We start from the raw sequence: 23,685 nt of genomic DNA, 5'->3' as shown, positions 1-23,685 counted from the left end.
TATGAATAAAAAAACTCTTGTAACGATTATTTTCTTCTTGCAGATTATGATCTGCTGGAATCTGAATGCCGCCCCTGTTCGTCAGCAAATCAATTTGAACCGTGGCTGGCTTTTTACTTTAGGCGATGTGGAGGGGGCAGAACAAACCTCTTTTTCCGATCAAGGTTGGGAACAAGTAAATCTTCCTCACTCATTTTCTCTGCCTTACTTCATGTGGAAGAGCGTATACAATGGGTATGGCTGGTACCGGAAGACGATTGAAATGCCGGCAGAATGGAAGGGTAAACAAATATCGGTTGAATTTGAAGGCATATTTATTCAAAGCGAAGTTTTCCTGAACGGGCAGCGGGTAGGAGAGCATACCGGAGGATATACCGGTTTCTGTTATGATCTGACTCCTTTCCTGAAACCCGGAAAAAACATTTTAGCGGTCCGTGTCAATAATCTTTGGAAGCCGGATGTAGCACCGCGTGCCGGTGATCATCAGTTTAGCGGAGGTATCTACCGCGATGTGTATTTACATATTACAGATCCTTTACATGTCGTCTGGTGCGGAACGTTTATCACAACACCGGAAGTGTCGAAATCGTCTGCCTCTTTCAAGGCAGAGACAGAAATAAGAAATGACCATGCCCGTCCGCAACAGTTTACGATCCGGACAGAGATCGTTTCACCCAAGGGTAAAATTGTCTCAAAAGCAGAAACAAAAGAAACGCTTGAAGCCGGCAGTTCCCGGATATTCACTCAGTATCCGGCAAGTATCATCGACCCGGCTCTCTGGCATCCGGATAGTCCGAACCTTTATAAAGCGGTGACAACGATTCAGCAGGGGAATAAAGTGACCGACCGGAAAGAAACCGTTTTCGGTATCCGTTGGTTCGAATGGACAGCAGACAAAGGGTTCTTCCTTAACGGCAAACATTTTTACCTGTTGGGGGCAAATGTCCATCAGGATCATGCCGGCTGGGGAGATGCCGTAACAAATGCCGGTTTCCGTCGGGATATACAGATGATGAAGGATTGTGGTTTCAATACGATCCGCGGATCACATTATCCGCATGACCCTTCGTTTGCACAGGCTTGTGATGAGATCGGCATACTGTTCTTCCCGGAGAATGCTTTTTGGGGTATGGGAGGCGGTTCGGGCGATCGTGACGGTTGGGGGACTCCTTCGTCCGGTTGTTATCCTCCGAATCCGGAAGACCAGGATCGTTTTGACCGGAGTGTGTTATCCCAGTTGAAAGAGCTGATCCGAATCAACCGGAACAGTCCTTCTATTACGGCATGGAGTATGAGTAATGAACCTTTCTTTACGGATGCTTCCACCAATGAACGGATGAAGCAATTGCTGAACAAGGCAACCGACAGTACGCATGTTTGGGATCCGACGCGCCTGGTCGCTATCGGCGGTAGCCAGCGTAAAGGCGTAGATAAACTAGGGAAGAACCAGATCGCTTTTTATAATGGCGATGGGGCGGGTTTCCTGAATCCCGGTGTGCCTAGTATGGTTTCTGAATATGGAAGTGTAACGACACATCGTCCGGGTGCGTTCGAACCGGGATGGGCAGACCTGAAAGATGGCTTTAACCGTCCGGAATGGCGTGGCGGGCAGGTGATCTGGTGTGGCTTCGATCACGGGACAGTAGGTGGAACCGGTCTGGCTATTATGGGATTAGTGGATTATTTCCGTATCCCGAAGCGTTCCTGGTACTGGTATCGGGAGGCTTATGCCAAAGGAAACAGGAATCCGGTTGAACCGCAATGGCCTGAATGGGGCATTCCTGCAAAGATCGGTTTGTCTGCGGATAAGACAACGATCGCTGCTCCCGATGGGACAGATGATGTTCATATCCTGATCTCTTTGTTGGATGCAAGCGGCAAACCGGTTAGTAATGAGATCCCCGTTAAGCTATCCATCCTGTCCGGTCCGGGCGAATTTCCAACAGGTTCGTCCATCCAGTTTATGCCTCCTTCAGAAGAGGAAGCCTCCGATATTACGATCCGTGACGGAAAGGCTGCAATCGAATTTCGTAGTTACTATGCCGGAACGACTGTCATCGAGGCGTCTGCTGAGGGGCTACCGGTGTCTACCCTCACTATCCGGACATTAGGACAGCCAACCTGGGAGTCGGCCGGTCGTCCGAAAGTGGCGGACCGTCCTTATAAACGCTATATTGCCCCGAAGAAAGAAGAGCCTGTAAATGAGTTGTTACTGGCAGTTAACCGTCCTTCTTTTGTCAGTTCGACAGCGGAACTTTCTTCCCGTACTTTATCGAATGACGATGACGATCAGACCGCCTGGTTTGCCGATCCCTCAGATAAGGCTGCCTGGTGGAAGCTCGATCTGGAAGCCTCCTATGATCTGAACGCGATCGAACTGGTCTTCCCTACAGCCGATATACATCGATACGTTATTGAAGTATCTTCCGATAACCAATCATGGATAACCGTATCCGACCAGCGCACCAGCAATAAGAAAGAAAAGAAGCAGCGTATAGATGGTGACCTCGGAAAGAATATCCGCTTTGTCCGTATCAACTTTGTTTCCGGGAATGCCGGATTAGCCGAGGTCAAGGTAGGAGGGAAGCCAACGAATTTCTAGTTTTATCAAACGCTTAGGAGTTAATAATCCTATGCATATAATAAACATTCGAGCCGGGAATCAAAAGTCACACGATGGTACACAGATGCCCCGGATCGAGCAGATGAGCACAGATAAGTAAATTGAAAATCAATAAATAATCTGTGTTCATCTGTTTAATCCATGTCATCTGCGTGCCATTTAGTGTATTTTGATAACTCCGTGTTCGAATCCGTTTTTTAAGTAGAGGCTGATAGCGGTTCCAATAGATGTTTTATTCCGTTGATTTACAGAGTATGAGTGACGATGATGCATACTGGCTGTTACGATTTATGTATTGACTTCTCTGTTTGTCCGTCTCTGTTTTTATGATTACTTTCCCATTGCAACATTCTGAATCTATTCTGTAATTCCCGCATTTGTTCTATGATTTCATCAAAAGATGGAGCGTCTGCATATATGAATCCTGCTTGCATTTGTCGGTAATCATTCCGTAATACAGCCTCTATATGCGTCGGTGGAACAAAAGATATTGTTTGAGGTAAATGTGTTGTATAATCAAGTCTACCCCATGCGGTAAACTGCTTACGATGCGAAATAATATCTTCGTACAAAGTTTTGTTATTCATTGCTTCTATTGCAAACGGTTTGTCCATCATTTTTACAATATCATACATGTGTCGGGTAATACGTTCGATATGCGTACAACCATTCGGACGAGTAAATTCCTCATGTAACAAAAATACTTTCTCTAAAAATGTCCGTCCCGGAACAACTGTTGAAACTACAATTTCAGGCAATGAAAACTCTTCATCGGAATAGGCTTCTTCAATCATTGAGCGCATTTTAATTTTTTCAGACGGTTCCATTAAAGAACGGCAGCTGATTTCGATCTTGACACGTTCAGGGATATACAGTATCTTGTTTTGCAATACTGAATCATACTCAATAAAAATGACTACTGGGTCGAGGTCGCTGACTGAAGTCTCTGGAGCAATAACTATACAACATTCTGATAAACCAAATTCTTTTAGTTTTGCTGTGATATCATTAGAAAAGGTACCATAGATAAATTTCTTTGAATCTTTGCGTAATTTAGTCCGTTGGCTTTTAGTCGTCACGTCTGAAAAGCCTAAATAGTGACGGTCAATAGCAAGGTCTATATCTTCTGAAAACCGTTCTATTAATGCCCAACCTTTGCTCAGACTTGTACCTCCTTTGAACACAAAAGCACTGGCATACGGTAATGAAAATATTGCACGCAATGCCATGCTTACCCAATAGTCTTTTTCAATGGCATTTTCCACAATACCTTTGTTCTCTGCAATATTTGTTAATATCGTGAGTCGCTCTTCTTTGGTAAGTTTTGTCCAATTATTCATAATGCAAGTCTTTGTTTGATCCACAGAGGAGAAATATTATAATCATGTCGGACATCGTCCGGATTGTAACATTTTGTGATTGCCTTTTTTATGATGGAGATATGTTCATCGGTAATATTATCTTTACCCAACTCTTTCATGGCAGCCACAACCAAAGGAAAGATATCTGTTTTGTAAGCGAAATTTCGTGGCACACTACGTTTGAATATGATTTTACGGTTTCCGATATTAACTTCCCGCGCCGTGGCATCTGTCAAATAGATTGCGTTCATTGTAACTTGGGTAGAAAGTCCTAATTTATTTAATGCCGTCAATCCGCATGGGATAATACGAGCCCTGTCTTTCTCTGCAATGGCATATGCTATTTCATCAATAGACGGACGAAGTATTCCGAACTTATTGCGTAAAGGATATAGATACAAACCTTGAGAAAGACGTATAAGAATTCCCTCTTTCTCTAATCTGGAAAGGGCACGGGTGACCAACCCGTCATTATTTAGATAGGCAAAGTCACGCACCATATAAAGTTTATTAGGGCCGTTTCTGTTTATGATGTTTCGTATTTCCTTTGTCAGTATTGTTCCCATATCCATTATTATTCTCTTTGCAAAAATATAACATTGCCATTAATGAGACAAATAAAATGTCCGAAATTCTTAAATAAATTCGGACTATTTAATTGGATGACATAATTAGAGATGCCTCTCAAATACTCTGTTAAAAAATTATATCTCAATCGGTTGTGTCAAACCGATCAAAATATCATTCTGTTATTTTACCTTTAGTTTCTTGACACTGTAAGTATCAGCCTCCGGTCCACTGGTGAAATATGGGGCTGTACAGAAGTTAAGGATTATCTTTTTGGATACAAGTTTTCTAATAAGATGGAAAAATGATTGTCGGGCTGCATTTATCTGTACGGATAGATGTAGCCCGGATTTTTTATACCGTATTTATATATCGGAATGTAAAATGGAAGTCAAGCTGTCAGAAGAGGCTTTTGGAAGAAAAATAACTGCTAATCAGGAAAAAATCACAATCTTTTTGTCCCATATCAAGTTATGCTTTCTTTTCTTTTATCCTCATTTCATTTATCTGCGCGGATTGTTTCAGCTGGCTGCCCGGATTATTGTAACTACCCGGGCTGTTTGTCACGATGATCCGTACGGATGGCGGTGACTACCTGCCGGGTAGTGGACGTGACCTGCGCGGGTAGTGACAGCTATCCGGTAGGGAATGATCAGATGTTGATCTGTTTGTCTCTTTTTATAAGATATTGATGTTAGCAGAGAAGTTAAAAAGCTTTCATTTTGTTTGTGTTTTTCAGATATTACTAACTTCTCTTTCTGTTATTTTGTTTACTAAACTCACTTTAGTGATTATCGATTAGTAAATAATAATGTATATGAGAAGAGACAACGAGCAGAGTGCAGGCAGGCGGCAGAAAGTGGAAGTGCTGCAGTTTATGCAAGAGAAGATAACCCGTCTGGAAGATGGGGGGAAGAAGAGTACGGCGCATAATTATAGCAGTGCGCTTAATTCGTTCCGGCGTTTTTTATGCGGGAAGATAGTGTATGCGGACGGGGTGGATGGGAAACTGATGACGGCGTATGAACATTGGCTACAAGAAGAAAAGCCGGGAGGGAAGAAGTTGGGGGAGAATAGTTCTTCTTTTTATCTTCGCCATCTGCGGACTATATGGCATGAGATGGTGGCGGCAGGGATGGCCGACCGGGGAAACGAAGATCCTTTTAAAAATGTTTTTACCGGTGTGAAAAAGACGGCTAAACGGGCTGTGCCTGAAGCTAGTATTACCCGGTTGGAAAAGGCGGTGACCCGGTTATCCCCCAATTTGGCATTTGCCCTTTCAATGTTTTTGTTCAGCTATTATACGAGAGGCATGTCTTTTGTGGACCTCGCCCATCTGAAAAAGACAGATATCCAGGGGGGAGTTCTTACCTATACGAGAAGTAAAACCGGTAAGGTTTTGCATATAGAGCTACTGCCTGAGATGATAATGATCATCCGGCGGTATGCGGCGGATGTGAAAGACAGTCCTTACCTGTTTCCTATCCTGAATGCCAACGGTGAAGGATATGAAAGTGCCTTGAGATTGCAAAACAAACGGCTCAACCGTATCTCTCTGATTTTGGAACTGAATGTGAAACTGACCACACATGTGGCACGCCATTCCTGGGCAACGGTTGCACGAGACAAAGGGGTGGATATCGAGACTATTTGTGATGCACTGGGGCATTCTTCCATTTTGGTGACCCGTATTTATCTGGCAGAACTGAATAGTTCCGTGATCAATAAGGCCAATCGGATTGTATTAAAAAGAAAACAGGAACCAAAAATAAAAAGATATGAATCAGCAGGATAGACTTAGAAGCTGGTTCTGTTTCTTAGCAAGAAACGGAACGTTGATAATCAATGATAGTATTACACTGCAAAAATAATAACTTTATTTCTTATAATGGTTATGAAAACCCGAAATTTTGCACATGAAACCCTGAATATTATACTCTCCTTATTCTCAAAGAGTAAATATTACAAAGTAGGGCATAGGTGTTCTTGTTATTTATACTAATCAATTTGATCTCTATCAAACATCAAAGTATCAGTTGTTTATGGTTATTTTCGTAAATGGAATTATTCTTTTCTTTCTTCTTTTTTAGTTCATCTTATTGTCTTTTTATAGTAGAAGTATTCTTACGAAGATTACTTTCCATACAGACCTGCTTTTCTTGTGTTTCAAAAACATTCATGATCTGAAAAGAAAAAAAGCTGACGTAAAGAATGGTTCATATTGTATTCTACAACTATAAAGAATACTTCTGTTATGCATATAAGGCATTGTATACCATTTGTTTACGTCTGTGTTTTTGTTTACGTTCCGTTTCTTGCTAAGAAACGGAACAGATACGGGAAGTTATGAAAAGAGCTTTGTACATATTGTTTATCATGCTCCTATTGTTGAAGGGGAATGTTCTTTGGGGACAGGATTTCCAACAGGCGAATGCTTATGTCTATTCTTTTCCCGAAACGGAAAACCGTTTGCTGGCAGATTATGCGGACAATGCCGGGGAGCTTCAGCGGATGGCAGAGCTGTTGAAGCAAAACCGGATTACCTTATTGGAGGGAACTTCCCATCTATTGATTGTGGCTCACCTGGCTTCCTGGCAATACATGGAGACAGAAGCCGTCAATCAGGTTTCGCTGCGTGCCGAACGTATCCGGAATTATATGAAAACGAAATTGAAATTACCATATGAATGCATAGCCTTTTATATCGACCGTAGTGGTTCGAACCGCGATCAGGTACATGTCTATTATCTGGATACTCCTGTGCCGTGGTTTGCCAATCAGGAAATATATTATAGTGAAAGCCATTATTCCCGTAGCATGGAAGAGGCTGTCGGAAAATATGGGGCTATCCCGTTTGTGGAACAGTATAAACGGATGTCGGGAGAAAAGGGAGATCGTATCGTCTATATGATATGCGATGCTTTGTTTGACAGGGAAGAGGTCAGTGACTACCGGTTGGTGATCTCCAAAAAGACACCGGTCTCCCATACAGGGAAACCGAAAGAAAGGAATGAAAAACTAGTTAAAAGTGACGGGGTACCGGAAAAGGCGAAACCTGAGAAAAACAATCTTACCCTAACGACAAATCCTTCCGGTACCCGTCCTTTCAATCTTTCAATAAAGACGAACCTGCTGCCCTGGTGTACGCTGGCTCCGTCGGTGATGTTGGGGAATGGACCGGTCGAATTTAACAAGGGAAGCTTTATGCCTAATCTGGAGCTGGAATATTGTTTCGGGGAACGCTGGTCGGTAGATGCCTCCTTTCTTTATTCCTATTATACGTATGGAAGTGATCCGGATAACCTTTGGGGCGTTTCGTCCCTGACGCTGGAGCCGCGTTTTTGGTTGAAAGGGGATGATCGTTTCCGCTGGCTATGGGTCGGAGCGTTCGGACAGTATGGCGATTTTGATGTACGAGGGGAAAAGATCAGCTCCGACGGTCTTTATGGCCGTACAGGTAAGTTTGCTTCGGGAGGGTTGGCAATAGGGTGCATGGTTCCATTAGGAGCCGGTTTCTGTACGGAGGCGGCTTTACAGGCTGGCTATCGTTCTGTTTTTGGCGGAGAGAAATACCGGTATGACAAAGTGGATGATAAGAATTATCAGGAAAGCCTGTTCAATGCAACAGGTATGATGATCGGATTCAGGCTCAGTATAGTGTATAGGATAGGGGTCAGGTAATTGAAAATTGAGAATTGAAAATTGAAAATTAAGATGGGGAAGGGGAACAAGATAAGGGATTATGTGGGGGGGCTGTTGATTGGGTTGCTATTCACGGCCTGTACCTCCCTGACGACCGACAAGGACTGGACGAGGAACGGCAAAGTCCGCTTAGTCCTGGACTGGGGAACACGTGCTGCTCATACAGGTGTTTTCGATTATTATTTTTATGCCGATGGCAATCCGGTTCCCCTCGTTCGTCGCGGCGATGCTTCCGGCTATGAGGGAACCATCCCGCAAGGTCATTACGGGGTAGTGGTCTGTAATCCGGATGGCATTAATCTGGACTTGTCGATGAATAGCGGATATTCCGGTGCTCGTGCAGTAGCCCGTTCCTCTGTTTTTTCCAAAGGAACTGTCGGTGTGATCAGTCAGCCCGGCAATCTGTACGGAACGGGAGAGGAAGAGGTGGTTGCCACGGCTACTGTCGGTAAAGCCATCGTCCTGAGTCCTGTCTGCCTGATCAAAGAAGTGACACTGAATATTCGCATCGAAGGTGGCGGCGAAGTCACTGTTGTAAGCGGTGAATTGAGCGGCATCCCTCCCGAAGTTTGTATTCCGACGGGTGAACCTTGTGAAGAAAATAATGCTTCGGTCTGCTTTTCGACTGAAGTTGCCGGCATAAACCGTTATACGGCGTCTTTGTCTTTGTTCGGTCTTCGTCCGGGAAATAAGGAGGCGGAAACATCGGTTCCTGCCAATCTCTCGCTGACAGTAGAACAAAAAGACGGACAATCGTTCGTCTCACATACGGATGTGACAGATCAGGTGAATGAGGCTGTACTTAATGGTTTGGCAGCCCGCATCGAATTGGATATGACCGTCCGTCCGTTGGAAACAGGCGGTTATACGATAGAAGTTACCGGCTGGCATGAAGGAACGGCGGAAACGGAGGGAACAGCCGGTACTGAATAGAAAACAGGAAAAGAGAAAGATATGAAAAAAGGAGATAAGGTAAATAAAAGGTTCGTGGTTTTATTGCTTACTGCGTTATTGTGTGGATGCGAGAACCTGAAAGTACCTGAACCGGTGGAAGAGACGAACGGGATACGCCTGCTCACAAGTAACTCTCTGTCCGCTTTCGATGGCGAGCTACTGGCTTTTGCCGCCGGGAAAGCGTCGGGTACGTATGATGAGATCTGGGAGGCGCACGGGACGGCGGAAGGGGAGGCTGTCCTGTTGCAGTCGCACGATTATCCGTCAGACGGCAGCCGTCTTTACCTCCGGGGCTATTATCCTTCGGCGGAGCCGGGCAGTAACGGAGTTGTTTACCGACTGGACGGTAGCCGGGATTTGCTTGTCAGTAATGAACAATACGGTTCGCTTGCCGATATGTTCTGGCAGACGGGTAAACGGTTTACCTTCCGTCATTTGCTGACGCAACTGAATATCCGTGTCCGTGTGTCGGAAGGCTATCCGGCTGATGCCCGTTTGATACGGATGCAGATAGGCGGAAGCCATCCGGATATGTTACTCGATTTGAATAAAGGAACGTTGCTGGCGATGGGTGAACCGGCGGTTTTGACCGTTTGGGAATCGGATGGTGCAGATGTTTGGCTGTCGGGAACTTATCCTGATACGCCGGTTGCAACAACGATGTTGGAGGCTGCTGTCCCACTGACATTTTACGCAACCGTAGCTTTCCCCGACGGGAGCAGCCTGGCTTATGAGGCTCTGCCGGTTCGTTTCGGGGAGGCGGGGGGCATGGCGCAGGCCGGCACTTCCTATACGCTTTCGGTCACGTTGGATGCAGAGAAAGAAAAATTATCCGTTGCCACAGCTGTTACCGGCTGGACGGAGAAAGAGGGAGGAGAAGTAGAACTTTAAGATAGGGAAACAAATGATACGGAATTGTATACAGGTATATTTGGAGCTGATGGGATGCGTTGTATTGGCAGGATGCACGGCAGGACCGGTGGAAGGTGTCGTGCCGGAAAATGCCCGGATGGTGGCTTTGAGTTTCGGCAAACCGGACCTGGGCATGCCGGTTGTCCTGACGCGTGCGGGAGAAGCCGGAGCACCGTCTCCCGAGCTGCTGCCGGAGGGAACGACCTTGCGTATCGGTGCCTATTTCAGGAGTGACCCGGGGGAAGAACAGGCTGCGCCGGTATCCTTTTCTACAACAGCCCCGACCCTGGAAGCTACCTATAAGGTGGAAGCGGACGGTTCCCTGTCGCCCTGTCGGGTGGACGATAACGGAAAACCGGTTGACGGTGAAGCGAAAGAAATGGTCGTGCGGGGAGGTGTATACGACTTTTTTGCTGTTTCTCCGGCAAGAAAATGGGTAAAAGACACGGACGACAATGTATACAAGATAAAGGATATACCCCATAAAGAAGATGTGATGACTTCTTCAGTGCATGGTGTTACTGTTTCGGGCAATTCACGCCGGGTGACGTTGGGTACTTTTAACCGGAAATGTGCGCTGGTCGTATTCAATGTCGCTCCATCGAAAGAGAATGTTCTTCCTTTCGACCGGTTGTATGCCACTCGGTTGGTTATAAGCAAAATCTCTTCTCCGGGGGCAGCCCTTGTCGTGGGGGAAGGAACGGGAATCTTGCCGACAGGCGGTGATACGGGTGCGCAGGTCCTGTTTGAAACAGGAGAGTTTGAACAGGTAGAGTCGGATACGGATGGCTCGAAACTCAATAAAACAAAGGGAGTGCTTCTTCCTAAAAGTGAAGCGCCTTTTGACGTGGAGATCGACGTACAGCGGGATGATAAAACGGCGACCCTGAAAGCGACAACCGATATGGGTATCTCTTTCGACGGGGGCAAACGGTACGTTTTCACCTTGGAGGTAAAAAACGACGAGAGCCGGCTGTTGATGAGAGTATTGGACTGGTCTCCGGTTTTATATACCGATGAACACGTGGGAGCCCCCGACCGGCCTTATCCCGATCCGGATATCAACGAAGGGGTGGGAACGACCTTTACGGTGATTCCATGGAAAGTTATTGACTGGAGCGGGAACGGGGAAATAGGAGGAAGTAAATAAAACGTGTGATGAGATGGAACGAGTAAATAAAATAGAACGTTTTGCCTGGTTGATTTTGCTTCTTGCCGGTAGTTGTACACTGGCTGATGTAGGCGAAGAGGATTCTACACGGCAAGCGCTGAAAGAGGTGGATGTCGGCTTTCACCTGCATGTAGAGGCCTGCCGTCCGGCAATGACCCGTAGCCTCACGTGTACGGCAGAGGGTACAGTGGAATCGGATACGCTGGCAGTCGGTGAAACCGACCGGATGGATACCCGTGCCGCCAACCCGTTGGCGGATGGTTTTGAGAACCGGATATCCGCCATTTGGGTGGGGCAGTACGATGCCTCGACCGGGGCTCTTCTGTTTTGTAAATATATAGATTCTTTCAGCGGTGACAAGGTGAACGTGAAACTAAAGAAAAGCCAGGACAGAACGGAAAGCAAGGTTTGGTTTGTAGCGAATGCCGGCGACCTGGGCAGGATTGAAACGGAGGCGGATTTGAAGAAACATGTCCTGCCGTATGTTTCAACGAAGAACGGTTTGCCAACGAGCAACCTATGCGGAATGGCAGGCTTTTGGCAAGGGATAGTAGAAGAAAATGGCGTAAAAGATGTAGAGGTGGAGCTGACGCGTTTGTTGGCAAAAATTGAATTTACCTATTCGATGGGTGGAGAAGGCTTTACATTTACCCCTACTAGTGTGACACTCTGCTCGGTTCCGCAGAAAATGCAGGTCGACGCACCGGAAAGCCAGTTGAAGGAGATGAGCTATATTACTTATACCGGTGAGGTCGATGAGCAGGGTACAACCATGTATTGGTATCTGCCGGAGAATATGGCGGGAACGGTAAGCGACGAATATACTGTCGATTCCGAAAAGAAGAAAACAGGTCAAGGTGTGAGTGACGCCACTTTTATTAAACTGACCGGAACGGCAGTGCAGAGTGGGGTGACTTACGAGAATGTTACATTCTGTTTTTATCCGGGAAAGGATAAAAACAATTATGATATTGTACGTAATTCCTATTATAAAATGAATGTAACGTTGGTTGGGATAGATATTTCGGACGAGCGCATTACAGTCGGTAAGATACCACCGATCGTAGTAACAGGGGGGAATATGCCTGCAGAGAAAGGCGGTCGGACAGAGGTACAGATCACTGCCCGTCCGGGTCAGGAATGGTCGTTCGAGCTGGAGGATTGGTTGTCGGCGATAGTAGAAGGTAAAGTTGTTGGAACGGGGGTAGGAGTAAGTTTTCAGGGACCGGCAAATGTCGTCTTTGAGGCATTGTCTTCCAATCCGAAGGTGGAGGACAGGAGCGTCTCGTTTTCAGTAGATGTGAATGGACAACCCCAGGAGATCACTCTTACACAAGCCGGTTCGACCTTAACGACAGGAGGAGATCTCTCTTTAGGAGCTGCTGCCGGTTCGGAAGCTTCTTCTTATTTTACAGCGACAAAAGGTCTGTCGTGGCTGGCTGCCGTAAGCGGGGAAAACTGGTGGGAATGGTCGGGTGATAACCAGGGAGGGGCTGATAAAGAAACTACAGGTGAGCAACAGGCGTTGAACGTAAAAGCTATCTCCAGTAATCCACTGGCAGAGGAACGTACCGGCACTGTCACAGTGAAAGTCGGTGCTTCGGTAGGTGACCCTAATTATCACAATTTGACAAAAGAGATAACGGTCAGGCAGGCAGCTTCTACGGTTAAGGGTTCCACTGTAGAGCTTGAACCGGTAGCCGCCACCGGGCAGTCTTCATTTACAGCTACATCGGGCTTGCCGTGGGCGGCAAAGGTAATGAGTGATGATTGGATTACCCTGACAGGTACGACGGGAGGAGATCAGACAACGGGTTCTGCTCAAATGATCACTTTTGATGTTAAGGTGAATCCAAATGCCTCCCAGCGAAGCGGAGCGATCACCGTCCGGGCAGGTGAAGAGGATGGTGGTCCGACAGGAACGATTACGGTAAAACAAAAGGCTTCGGAATTTACTGTTTCTAAATCTGTAATCGATTTACCGTATGTTGCTTCCTATGGCTCTGTTACGGTAAACGGTACTAGTGGTTTGCCATGGACAGTTCAGCCTTCTGAAACAACTAACGGAATAACTCCTGCTATAACATCTTCTACAACTAATGGTACAGAACAAACTTTAACGTTTAATGCGACTGAAAATAAAGGAGGTGCTCGTTCTGCCACATTTACTATCGCTGTTACCGGTGGAAATCATTCAAAGACGGTAGAGGTCAAACAGGTTGCAGGTTCAGCTATTATAGTGACAATAGATCAAAGTGTATTAACCAATGTGAAACCTGCTGCGGGCTCACGTCTCCTGTTTGATGAAGATGGAATAAATCAATATCATGGTTGTACTGTTGATGAAGATGCAGGAACGATGGTTGGTTCTTATGATATACAAGTACAAAAAGTAGAAACGACGGATTTTTTCACTTATACTGCTGTGAAAGAATATTGTGGTAATTTGAAAGAAGACGGTTTGTCTGGCTGGCGTGTGCCAACTCTGATAGAATTGTGGGCTATGCGTATGAATAGGGACAGAATCGTATCTTCTACAGGCGCAAATACGTTTCACGGCTGGCATTATTGGAGCAGTTCCACTATTATGATTGAAGGTATGGAATATCGTAGCCTGTTATACTTTGACGGTGGAAAATTCAGTCAATGTGATATTATTGATCATGATGAGTATATTCGTTGTGTCCGTGATATCTGACACATCTCTTTATACAGTAGCATGACTGTTCCTGTCTGGATTGGTTCACCAGTAGAGAGTGAGCATTGATAAAGATATATAACATAGCCTGCAATAGAAGGCTTGAAAGCGATCTTTGACATATTGAGGGTTTGAAGAAAAATAGTAAGGTAAGCTGTAAATGATATTGATTGGAATTGATTACATTTGCATGTGAACGATTAATCGTATTGCCTTATGAAAGATAATTACATCCGTTTCGACTGGAGCATAAAGAGGCTTCTGCGGCAAAAAGCCAATTTCGGTGTGCTGGAAGGTTTCTTTACTGTGTTGTTGGATGAGAAGGTGGAGATCATCGAAATGCTGGAGAGCAACGATCAGATGCAAAACTATTACAAATTCAACCGGGTAGATATCAAGGCTAAAAACAGTAAAGGGGAGATCATTATCGTAGAAGTACAGAACATACATGAGATGCCTTTCCGTGAGCGCGTCGTCTATGATGCGACCAAAGGTATCACTGAACATATCTCTTTGGATGAAAGTTATTATGAGGCAAAGAAAATCTATTCCATAAGTATTTTTTACTTCGATATTGGTAAGGGAAATGATTATCTGTATCATGGTCAGAATATCTTCACCGGCGTACATACCGGCGATCGTCTGGAGGTGAGTGTAAAGGGAAAATATCTCCTGGTGCATAAACTACCGGCGGAATTACTTCCCGAATACTTCCTCATTCGTGTGAACGAGTTCAACCAGGTGGCTGTCACTCCGTTGGAGGAATGGCTGGGGTATTTGAAAGACGGAACCATTCGTCCCGATACGACCGTTCCCGGTTTGATGGAGGCGCGCGAAAAACTGCTTTATCACAATATGAGTGACGGGGAGCGCTACGCCTATAATGAGTATCTGAGCGATCTTATGATACAAAATGATGCGTTGGAAGGAAGCAAATTGGAAGGTTTTCAGGAAGGTCTTCAGGAAATCCGCCAGCAACGTCTTCAGCAAGGTGTATTTCTGGAACGTAATGAAATTGCAGCCAACATGAAGAAGCTGGGTTTGGATATTCCGCTTATCTCGCAGGCGACCGGTTTGACTCCCGAAGAAATAGCGAAGCTGTAATACATTTTGTAAGAATATTTTTCTTTAAACCCTCAATGTCTCGGATGATAGAGATATTGAGGGCTTTTTTATGTCCTCATGTGAAGAATGATATTTAAAACAAAATAGTATGAAACAATTATTCTCATTAGCAGCATTTGCTGCTTTGCTGTCGGCAACAGGTTGCACACAGCAGGAAGTATTTACAGGGGATGGCGGTGAGGACGAACCGGCAGTGTTGGGTATATCGACCGGCGTACTGTCCGCAGAAACAAAATCGGTGGTCGGTGGGGAAATGATCACGTATACTAAAGCGAATTATTCAGCGGATGCGTTGGGGATAGGTGTCGTGATACTGAATTCAGAGGGAACCGCAGCCTATTCAGGAGGAGAGATTTCAGCCGATCATGTCTGGTTTATGGGTGACGAAAGAGGAGAAAAATGGAAGTCCATTTCCGTTAAGGGAGGGAGCTTTGATGCTGCTACTGCTGCCCCTTATACGTTGAAAGATGAAGTTGGTACGGTCTACGCCTATTATCCGAAAGCGGATAATGTTACGGGAACGACTGCTGATGCATTGACCATTCTTGCTCTGCTGCAGAAGACTGGAACGATCACATTGTCGGATGATGTGACGAATGCCGACTTGCGTTTTGACTCGGATAAAAAAAACTGGGTGTCGAATACATTAAATAAAGGAAAGATTATTTCTGCTCCGACAGAGGTCGATTATCTGTATGCCAATAATGTGGACCGTAAGGTTAGTAACGGGCGTGTAGCTAGCAGCCCCGGTCGTTCCATAGACTTGACGATGGCACATGCGTTGACGATGGTTTCTTTCCGTTTATATAATGATGGTACGTTATCGGGAGCAGGCAACCTGACACAGATCAAGATAAAAAATGCAGATGCCAAAACGTTGATTAAGACAACTACCGGGGCAACCATGAAGTTGAAAGACGGGACGATAACGAATCTGTCGGCTAATAACTCGGATAACCTGACCCGTACGATCAGCGGTTATACGATACCCAAACAGATCACGGAGGGAGAACAAAGTGCAACAACTTATATTGTAAACGCAACGGTCACCGGTCCGAAAGTAGCCCGTAAGGTAAGTTTCTTGACTTATCCGCTGACAAGCATTTCAGAAAATGATATTGAGGTGGTCTTTACTATTGACGGCAAGGAATATACGGTGTCTTTACCTGTGACGGTAGCTGATGCTTGGGAGGCAGGAATAAACTATATATATACGGTCTGTGCTTCGCAGCGCAAACTGGAAGTGACAAGTGTAAGCGTTCAGAAATGGGAAGAAACATCGGGAGGAAATATCGACTTATGATGTGTGGTATAAAATATTTGTTACCCTGTCTTTTCCTTACCGCCTGCACGGTAGCGGAAACAGGTTTGCCGGAAAAAGAACCTGATGAAGAGGAAACAAGTGCTTTGTCTGTCAGTTTTTTATCCCTTACCGAAGGAACAAAAGCCGTGTATGAAAATACAGGAGCTGACGGTGCGGGCAATATCCTTAAAACGATCGGGGTATTGGTGACGAAAGGAAGTGATAATAGCAGGGAATATTATTCTACCCTGGTCGAAAAACAGATATTTACTTGTAGCAAGGCTGGTGGTAGTGACGGCGGCGGAGAAGCGTTGACGTGGACTGCAGATAAAACATTGAATCTGGGAGATACCGACGGTACGGTGTATGCCTGGGCGCCTTCCGATGCAGAAGGTAAACTGGATGAAAGTAGTATCCCTGTTTTGAGTGCACCGGTTATTTTGTCTGAGCAGTCCTTTGTCTATGGCAATGAATGGGAAACGGATCAGATTGATTATCTCTATGGAACGGATGCGGAGAAAAAAGCTCCCGTTGTGAATCATCTAAGCCCATCTGTAGCCTTATCCATGCAGCATGCCTTGGCTAAGATCAGTTTCCGTGTGATGAAAGCGGAGGGACAAGAAGTTACAACAGAGGATTATGTGAAGAAGCTGGAACTGACGAGTAATGGTGCTGCATTTGTAGTAGCTTCGAATCCCTCAAGTGCCGTTATGCGTTTGACGGATGGCGTATTAACCGGAACATCGACTACAACTGCATTGACGCTGACGGCAAAAACAGAGAATCAAGGACAGGTTGCCGCATGGTCTGAACCAGTGACAGAAGTAGCAGAAGCTGCAGAGTCAGGTTATACGGTAGTCACCTCACCTCAGGCATACGGTTTGGTAGCGCCGTGTACAGGAAAGATGGGAGTAAAGATCACATTAGGCCCTACGGGTGCTCTTGATGCGGTTAAAGACCATACCTATCAGACGAAAGAGAACACTGTCGCTGCTACTTGGGAGCAGGGTAAACATTATGTCTATACCATGACTGTTACCGACAAAGGCATCGAGTTCAGCCAGGTACAGGTAGTCGGTTGGGATGATAGTCCAGAGGCTGTTGTTGTCCCGGTAGAGTAGTATAAATAAAGGACTTGTGGATGGTTAATATACTACATTATAGGAAAAGGTGAACTATTTTAATAAGAACCAGGAACGCGGATAACGCGGATTAGGCGGATCAAAACGGATTTAAATTATCCGATCCGTTCAAATCCGTTCAATCCGCGTTATCCGCGTACCTGGTTCTTTTATTGCGACAAATAGATTCACTTCTGACAAATTGTGAATCATATTATTTCGCTAACCGGTATAAAAGGATAATTTGTAATGATGAAACGGCTTTCTGTAAATCTATTTTTACTGTTTACATTTTGTCTCTTATCGGGGACGGGGTGTACCGGCAGCATCGTGGAAGAAGGGGAGGGAGAAACCGGTCTTATCACGCTGTCATTCGCGTCTCCTGCATTGGAGCTTTTGCCGATAACCCGTAGTACTGAGGCGGTTTCTTTACCTGTTGGGAGTACGATACGTATTGCAGCCTATCACCTCAGTGAATCGGGTGGGACGGGTGATCCTGCAGACTTTTCCGTTACGGCCCCGACGGTAGAAGCTACTTTTGTTGTAGGCGTTGAAGGTGATCTGTTGCCCTGTCAGGTGGATGGGAGCGGGAAGCAAATAGCCGGAAATGGTGAAGAGATGAGAATACCGGCAGGTGTATATGATTTTTACGCGGTCTCTCCGGCACGTCCTTTGACACAGGTTGATGGGAAGTGGCAAGTCACCGGTATTCCGCATCAGGAGGATGTAATGACCTCTTTTGTACGCGGGGTAGAAGTCTCGCAGGTCACCCGGGTCGTTACTCTTCGGGCGTTCCGCCGTAAATGTGCGCAGGTCGTTTTTGAGGTAACACCTACCAAAGGGAATATCGTACCGATTTCTTCCCTTTGCGGGACACGTCTTGAACTGTCTGCTATCTCATCGGCGGGAGCCGGTTTGCCGGTAGGGGAAAGCGAGGTGATCCCTCCGTCCGGCGGTGACCAGTCGGAGGCTGGGAAACTGTCGACAACTGATTTTGTCACTTTACCGGATCCTGAGAATCCGGATCAGCCGAACCCGTTGGGACTGAACCGGACGACAACGATTCTGTTGCCAAAGAACAGTGAGGCGTTCGGGGTAGCGGTGACAGTGGCCCGCAACGGTATTGCCGTAAAATTGGAAGCAACGATTTCAAAAAATATTGTTTTTGAAGAGGGAAAACAATATGTATTTACCTTGGAAGTGGAAAACGACCGTAGTCTGCTTCGTCTGAGTGTCTATGATTGGTCTCCTTTCGGATGGACGGACGATAATATAGGGGGTGCTCCATCCGGTCGTCCGACTGAACCGGAAGTTACCCCCGGAACTCCTTTCGGTTTGGTGGTAGCCGATTGGGAGGACATATCCTGGACGGGAGGCGCGACGGTAGGCGGTGGAAAAATTGACTAGTATTGTAACAAACAGGGAAATGGAAAGAAAAAGGATCAGAAAAAAAGGAGTGATGCTGAATGCGCTCTTCTTGTTGAGCCTGTTTTGTGGTTGCACGCAAAGCGAGGTGGTGACAGGGGGGAAAGAGGAAAAGGCGGAGGAGGTTTCTTCGTGTTTTCATCTGAATATACTGGCTACAACAGTTACCAATACTCGAAGTGTCGCTTTTACTTCCTGTGGAACGGCAAGACCGGACAGCCTTCCGGAGGTGGAAAGTGAGACCGTTACTCGCTCGACAAGCGATCCAGGGGATATCTCCGATAAGACGATACTGAACTTGTGGGTGGGACAGTATGGGGAGAACGGCGATTTGGTTACGGAAGAATATTTTTCGTCTATGGCATCCCAGGAGAGCGTAAACTTGCCTCTAAAACGAATAGAAGGGACTAGTCATGTTTGGGCGGTTGCCAATGCGGGGAATTTGACGGGGAAAGCTGCTACTGAATCTGATTTAAAAGCGTATTCGGTAGAGAATGCTTTTACGGATGACGGATTACCGAACAACAACCTTTGTGTAATGACCGGTATGTGGTCGGGTGAAATCAAAGAGAATATCAGCGCGGATATTCAGTTGAAACGTTCTCTTGCCAAAATAAAATTCACCTATTTGGTAGGTGGAAAGAATTTTTCTTTTCTTCCTTCTTCACTGGAATTGTGTAATGTTCCGGTACAGATGAAATATATCGGAGAGGAAAATCCTACGCAACTGACCGGAGACGCGGATTTTAAAACGTATACTGCTACCTCACCCGGTAATAGCGGTACGCAATATTGGTATCTGCCGGAGAATCCGGCCGGAACAGGAGCCAATACAGGTAACGAGGCGGTCAATAAAACCGGCGCAGGGGTAACACATGCAACCTGCATCCGTTTGACAGGAGATGCCGTGCAGGACGGAGTTCGCTATGAAAATGTTGTTTTTACGCTTTATCCCGGTAATGGGAATAATGATTATACGATAGTGAGGAACGGTCTTTATACTATAAATGTGACCTTGACGGGCATAGATTTTTCCGATAAGCGGGTAACGGTAGGGACCGTGCCGGAAATGCAGGATCCGGATAATCTGGGGGCGGAGAAAGGGGCTACGGGTATCTTTCAGGTAACAACCCGCCCGGGAATGCCCTGGTCGTTTACGATACCGACGTGGTTGTTGGCTGTAGTAGGAGAAACAACGTATGAGGCAGGTAATAAACTGGATTTTATAGGTCCTTATAGGGTGGAGTTTAAGACTGTAACAGCCAATCCCCGTGCTGAGGAACGGGAAACTTCATTTACGGTCGGAGAAAAAGAAATTACAGTAAGACAGAATCCGTCAGTTCTGGCAGCTGGAACTTCTGTATTACTGGATGCCGGTGGAGGTTCTGAAGGAAACGGTTCTTTTACGGCTACCCGGGGAATACCCTGGTCTGCGACATTAACTTCCGAATGGGGAGAATGGCTTGGATGGAACGGGGACGCTCCGCAAACAGGAGCGGAGGCTTCGGGTACTGAAGAATCGTTGAAGGTTAAGACTTTATCCAGTAATCCTTCCGCAGCAGCCCGTACCGGAACAATCCTGGTAAAGGCGGGTGATGCGATCAGTACTACCTATCCGGAACTGACTAAAAGCATATCTGTTACCCAGGCAGGAGCAACAATCTCTGTCACTGACCGCACTCCCAAACCGGGGCCGGAAGCAGCCGAAAAACTGTCAGACAGTTTTGTAGCAACCCACGACTTACCGTGGGTTGCTACAGTGACTAGTGGAACTGATTGGTTGTCTTTGTTAACTCCGGAAAGCGGTACAACCGGAACAGGCTCTCAAACTATCGATTACAAGACAACTTTAAACTTAAATGCTTCGGAACGGAGAGGGATGATCACGGTACAGGTCGGAAATGAAACCGGTGATTCTCATCCGGGACCCTCAGAGGTTATAACGGTAATACAGGCAGGATCGGTGTTTGAAGTTTCACCAACGGTGTTGGATCTGGAAAGTACGGCAAGTACCGGAACAGTCACTGTCACAGGGACAAAAGGGTTACCTTGGATCGTAACCAGGAAGGAGGGTAGTGACGCTGTTTCTGCTAATATAGAGCAATCTACTGCAACGGGTACCGGACAGACTGTGACATTCTCTGTACCTGAAAATACAGATGAAACTCGTTCTGCTACTTTCTTCTTTGCTGTAGAAGGTAGTAATGATCATTCAAAAAGAGTGACGGTAAATCAAGCTGCAAAATTATCCGCTTTTGATCTTGAAATAAATAAGGAGTCGCTAACCGCGTATGAAACTTGGTTAGGTAGTCGCTTATCTTCGTATCCTCCATTTGCAAACGAAGAAGACCTGGATTATAATAATAGAAAAACGCTTATTGAGGGAGGAGGATCGTATGTTATACAAGTACAAAAAGCACAGAATACAGCTGGAGGTACATTATATGGTTATGCAAATTTTTATGTAATGTCTGGTTATTGTTCTAATTTGGAGGAAGGCGGTCATAAAGATTGGCGTCTTCCGACAATGATAGAATTGAGAGCTATGTTTGAAAATAAAGAAAAAATAGAACAAGGAGATGGTTGTGAGGAATTTATAAATGTTTGGTATTGGAGTAGCTCGGTATATCTATCAGATAGAAATCAACGATGTGTAATAAGTTGGGAAACAGGTGATCCTGGTCAAACAACCAAACAAGGCAATGGTGGTGTCCGTTGTGTCCGCGATAAGAACTAATCTCTAAATTCTTTCATATAATGAATATAAACAGTTCTTAACCTGACAGTGTTTGTAGACATTATTTAAATAAAGCGTTCTTTCACATATTGAACTTAACAAGAAGAAGACAAATTGCTTCAAACTTTGAAATATAAAAGATTGATTGTTGTAAATATAATCTGTATCTTTACCGTAATTAACAATAAAACATATAGCTATGGCAAAAATTACGGTAAAAGACACGGAAGTGACAGTCATTAAAGTGAATGAAGAAGATTATATCTGTATTACGGATATAGCTCGATTTAAAACCTCGGATACTTTTATTGTGGTATGTAATTAAACCTATCGAATTCGATAGGTTTAGAAAAGAGGCAGGATTGAATGCTTTTACTCTCTCTCCTAAAAAATGGATAGAATCGACCAATGCTATCGGTCTAATTACAAAGTCCGGTCGTTATGGTGGAACGTTTGCGTGGAAGGTTTTTGAAATAATTTATTCTTTATAATCATAAAATCATGAATAAATCAGATTTAACACGGGAGATCGCAGAAAAGATGTCGATCTCCCAAAAGGATTCTTTGCGCTTTATAAACATCTTCGAAGATGTTATGGCAAGCGAACTATTAAGAGATGGTTCCATTATGTTGCAAGGTTTCGGTACTTTCTCTTCCTGGAAACAGGCAGAACGTCTTGGACGTAATCCACGTACCGGTATTTCTGTCTTGATAAAATCTCGTACCAGTGTCAAATTCAGACCCGGTAAGGACTTATTGAGATTATTGAATGATCGGAAATAGGTGATCGTTGCGGACGTATGACCTTGGTATATGCATTCAGGCAGGGATAAACCATTCCCCTGTCTGAATGCATTATGTATACAAAGCTAAAAGAACTCTTCGGGAGAAAAACACCCTCCGTAAAAATGTTTAAGTCATTATTGGAAAACTTGCCAGAGCCGGAACAAGAACTTTATAAAAAGGCTGCCGTCGATACGGCCTTTTGTGACTGGGAAAATACACCTCCCCGCTACCGCTTATTTCTGACCGACTTATTTCAACACCATTGGCAAAAATCATTGGATTTTCTATTATATAAAACGGTAATCGGTTCGCTCGGCTATGAACTGCAACAACCGGAACTGCTCCGAAAAGTATTCTCTTTACTGGAAGGAAAGCGGGAGGATGGTTTTATGCCTTCTTATCTACACCTGTCTTTTGTGCTTCTCCTTGTTTTTCACGATAATAAATCGGTCGAATATTTGGGAGATCTACTTCGTAAAGAATTTACTTCGGATGATTTTAGTGACCTGCTTGATCTATGGAAAGCTGATAATGAGCCCAAATAGTAGCCTTCTGATTAATAAAACTTAATTCCCCCCTTCTGAAATCTACAAGGATTGTCTCGTATTTTTATTTAAAACGCCGACAGCCTGCCTGCAGGTCTTATATGTGCTGCATATTTCAGCATATTTCATTTTTTTACCGGTTTATCTTTGTTGTATCGATGTCGATAAAGTACTTGAATATTAATCTGTTAAATTATTGTAGTCATGAGTGTAAAGTATAAACTGGTGGTTAAAAAGAATTTGGGAAATGATAAGAAGGATATTCCGGAAAAGAAGTATGCACAAATTGTTTCGGGTGATTTTGTGGGATTTGATGAATTTGTGGAGGAGGTAGGCGATAGCTCCGGGGTAGGTAGTGCTGTGGTGAAAGCGGTATTGGACCGTATGAATGTCATATTAGTGCGTCATCTGCAACATGGACGACGTGTCACTGTCGGGGAATTGGGTACTTTCCGTTTTACTATCGGGTCTCCCGGGGTGACGGACGAAAAATCTTTTGATACAAATCTGATCCGTGAACCTAAGGTTCGCTTTTTCCCAGGGAAAGCACTCCGTACCATTAAAAGCCAGGTCAGCTTTGAGAAGTTGTCTGAAAAGAAGGATGAAGAGAATGGCGGTGGGGAAGACGACAGACCGGTGATAGAGTAGTTGACAG

Annotated in this window: 18 protein-coding genes and 1 pseudogene; 17 read left to right on the top strand and 2 right to left on the bottom strand. The window is 45.1% G+C overall.

Features of this window, described 5'->3' with window-relative positions; translation table 11 throughout:
- The first annotated feature begins 1 nt into the window (after position 1).
- Positions 2-2,602: a glycoside hydrolase family 2 protein gene (locus tag DXD68_RS04670; RefSeq protein WP_233576992.1), complete on the top strand. Its 2,601-nt coding sequence runs from the start codon at positions 2-4 to the stop codon at positions 2,600-2,602.
- A 302-nt stretch (positions 2,603-2,904) separates the two neighbouring features.
- On the opposite strand, the gene DXD68_RS04665 is transcribed toward DXD68_RS04670, so the two are convergent.
- Positions 2,905-3,963 (bottom strand): nucleotidyl transferase AbiEii/AbiGii toxin family protein, encoded by a 1,059-nt coding sequence (locus DXD68_RS04665; RefSeq protein WP_122360455.1) that lies wholly within the window; start codon positions 3,961-3,963, stop codon positions 2,905-2,907.
- On the bottom strand, positions 3,960-4,550 hold the full coding sequence (locus DXD68_RS04660) for a DUF6088 family protein (RefSeq protein ID WP_233576991.1): 591 nt from the start codon (positions 4,548-4,550) through the stop codon (positions 3,960-3,962). Before DXD68_RS04660 ends, DXD68_RS04665 begins: the two co-directional genes overlap by 4 nt.
- A gap of 385 nt (positions 4,551-4,935) precedes the next feature.
- Between DXD68_RS04660 and DXD68_RS04655 the strand changes: the two genes are divergently transcribed.
- The 16 genes and pseudogenes from DXD68_RS04655 to DXD68_RS04580 all read left to right on the top strand — a co-directional run bounded on the left by DXD68_RS04655 (position 4,936) and on the right by DXD68_RS04580 (position 23,678).
- The gene (locus DXD68_RS04655; RefSeq protein WP_122360453.1) at positions 4,936-5,142 is read left to right on the top strand and encodes a hypothetical protein; all 207 of its coding nucleotides are present in this window, start codon (positions 4,936-4,938) and stop codon (positions 5,140-5,142) included.
- A gap of 226 nt (positions 5,143-5,368) precedes the next feature.
- Positions 5,369-6,346 (top strand): tyrosine-type recombinase/integrase, encoded by a 978-nt coding sequence (locus DXD68_RS04650; protein WP_158585856.1) that lies wholly within the window; start codon positions 5,369-5,371, stop codon positions 6,344-6,346.
- Positions 6,347-6,897: 551 nt separating this feature from the next.
- On the top strand, positions 6,898-8,232 hold the full coding sequence (locus DXD68_RS04645) for a DUF3575 domain-containing protein (RefSeq protein WP_122360451.1): 1,335 nt from the start codon (positions 6,898-6,900) through the stop codon (positions 8,230-8,232).
- A gap of 33 nt (positions 8,233-8,265) precedes the next feature.
- Positions 8,266-9,186, top strand: a complete 921-nt coding sequence (locus DXD68_RS04640) for a DUF5119 domain-containing protein (protein WP_122360450.1) — start codon at positions 8,266-8,268, stop codon at positions 9,184-9,186.
- A gap of 21 nt (positions 9,187-9,207) precedes the next feature.
- Positions 9,208-10,098 carry a fimbrillin family protein gene (locus DXD68_RS04635; protein WP_122360449.1) on the top strand — a complete coding sequence of 297 codons (891 nt, stop codon included), beginning with the start codon at positions 9,208-9,210 and terminating at the stop codon, positions 10,096-10,098.
- A gap of 13 nt (positions 10,099-10,111) precedes the next feature.
- The gene (locus DXD68_RS04630) at positions 10,112-11,269 is read left to right on the top strand and encodes a BF2992 family fimbrillin-A clan protein (protein ID WP_122360448.1); all 1,158 of its coding nucleotides are present in this window, start codon (positions 10,112-10,114) and stop codon (positions 11,267-11,269) included.
- A 13-nt stretch (positions 11,270-11,282) separates the two neighbouring features.
- Positions 11,283-13,988 (top strand): BACON domain-containing protein, encoded by a 2,706-nt coding sequence (locus tag DXD68_RS04625; RefSeq protein ID WP_122360447.1) that lies wholly within the window; start codon positions 11,283-11,285, stop codon positions 13,986-13,988.
- A gap of 216 nt (positions 13,989-14,204) precedes the next feature.
- The gene (locus DXD68_RS04620) at positions 14,205-15,092 is read left to right on the top strand and encodes a PD-(D/E)XK nuclease family transposase (protein ID WP_122360446.1); all 888 of its coding nucleotides are present in this window, start codon (positions 14,205-14,207) and stop codon (positions 15,090-15,092) included.
- Positions 15,093-15,201: 109 nt separating this feature from the next.
- Positions 15,202-16,416 carry a fimbrillin family protein gene (locus DXD68_RS04615; RefSeq protein WP_122360445.1) on the top strand — a complete coding sequence of 405 codons (1,215 nt, stop codon included), beginning with the start codon at positions 15,202-15,204 and terminating at the stop codon, positions 16,414-16,416.
- Positions 16,416-17,537, top strand: a complete 1,122-nt coding sequence (locus DXD68_RS04610) for a fimbrillin family protein (RefSeq protein ID WP_158585855.1) — start codon at positions 16,416-16,418, stop codon at positions 17,535-17,537. The genes DXD68_RS04615 and DXD68_RS04610 overlap by 1 nt, the downstream gene beginning before the upstream one ends.
- 249 nt (positions 17,538-17,786) lie before the next feature.
- Positions 17,787-18,944 (top strand): BF2992 family fimbrillin-A clan protein, encoded by a 1,158-nt coding sequence (locus DXD68_RS04605; protein WP_122360443.1) that lies wholly within the window; start codon positions 17,787-17,789, stop codon positions 18,942-18,944.
- Between the two features lie 19 nt (positions 18,945-18,963).
- Positions 18,964-21,699 (top strand): BACON domain-containing protein, encoded by a 2,736-nt coding sequence (locus DXD68_RS04600; protein WP_122360442.1) that lies wholly within the window; start codon positions 18,964-18,966, stop codon positions 21,697-21,699.
- A 199-nt stretch (positions 21,700-21,898) separates the two neighbouring features.
- A pseudogene (locus tag DXD68_RS24415) lies at positions 21,899-22,163 on the top strand (KilA-N domain-containing protein); the annotation flags it as partial.
- 37 nt (positions 22,164-22,200) lie between these two features.
- Positions 22,201-22,482, top strand: coding sequence for an HU family DNA-binding protein (locus tag DXD68_RS04590; RefSeq protein WP_122360441.1), 282 nt, complete (start codon positions 22,201-22,203; stop codon positions 22,480-22,482).
- 125 nt (positions 22,483-22,607) lie between these two features.
- Positions 22,608-23,030, top strand: a complete 423-nt coding sequence (locus tag DXD68_RS04585; RefSeq protein WP_122360440.1) for a hypothetical protein — start codon at positions 22,608-22,610, stop codon at positions 23,028-23,030.
- Positions 23,031-23,234: 204 nt separating this feature from the next.
- Positions 23,235-23,678: an HU family DNA-binding protein gene (locus DXD68_RS04580; protein WP_122360439.1), complete on the top strand. Its 444-nt coding sequence runs from the start codon at positions 23,235-23,237 to the stop codon at positions 23,676-23,678.
- Positions 23,679-23,685 lie beyond the last annotated feature (7 nt).

The sequence above is a fragment of the Parabacteroides sp. TM07-1AC genome (genome assembly GCF_003480915.1).
Lineage (GTDB): Bacteria > Bacteroidota > Bacteroidia > Bacteroidales > Tannerellaceae > Parabacteroides > Parabacteroides chongii.
The sequence above is the reverse complement of the archived record's forward strand: the minus strand, read 5'-3'. Positions and strand labels throughout refer to the sequence as shown.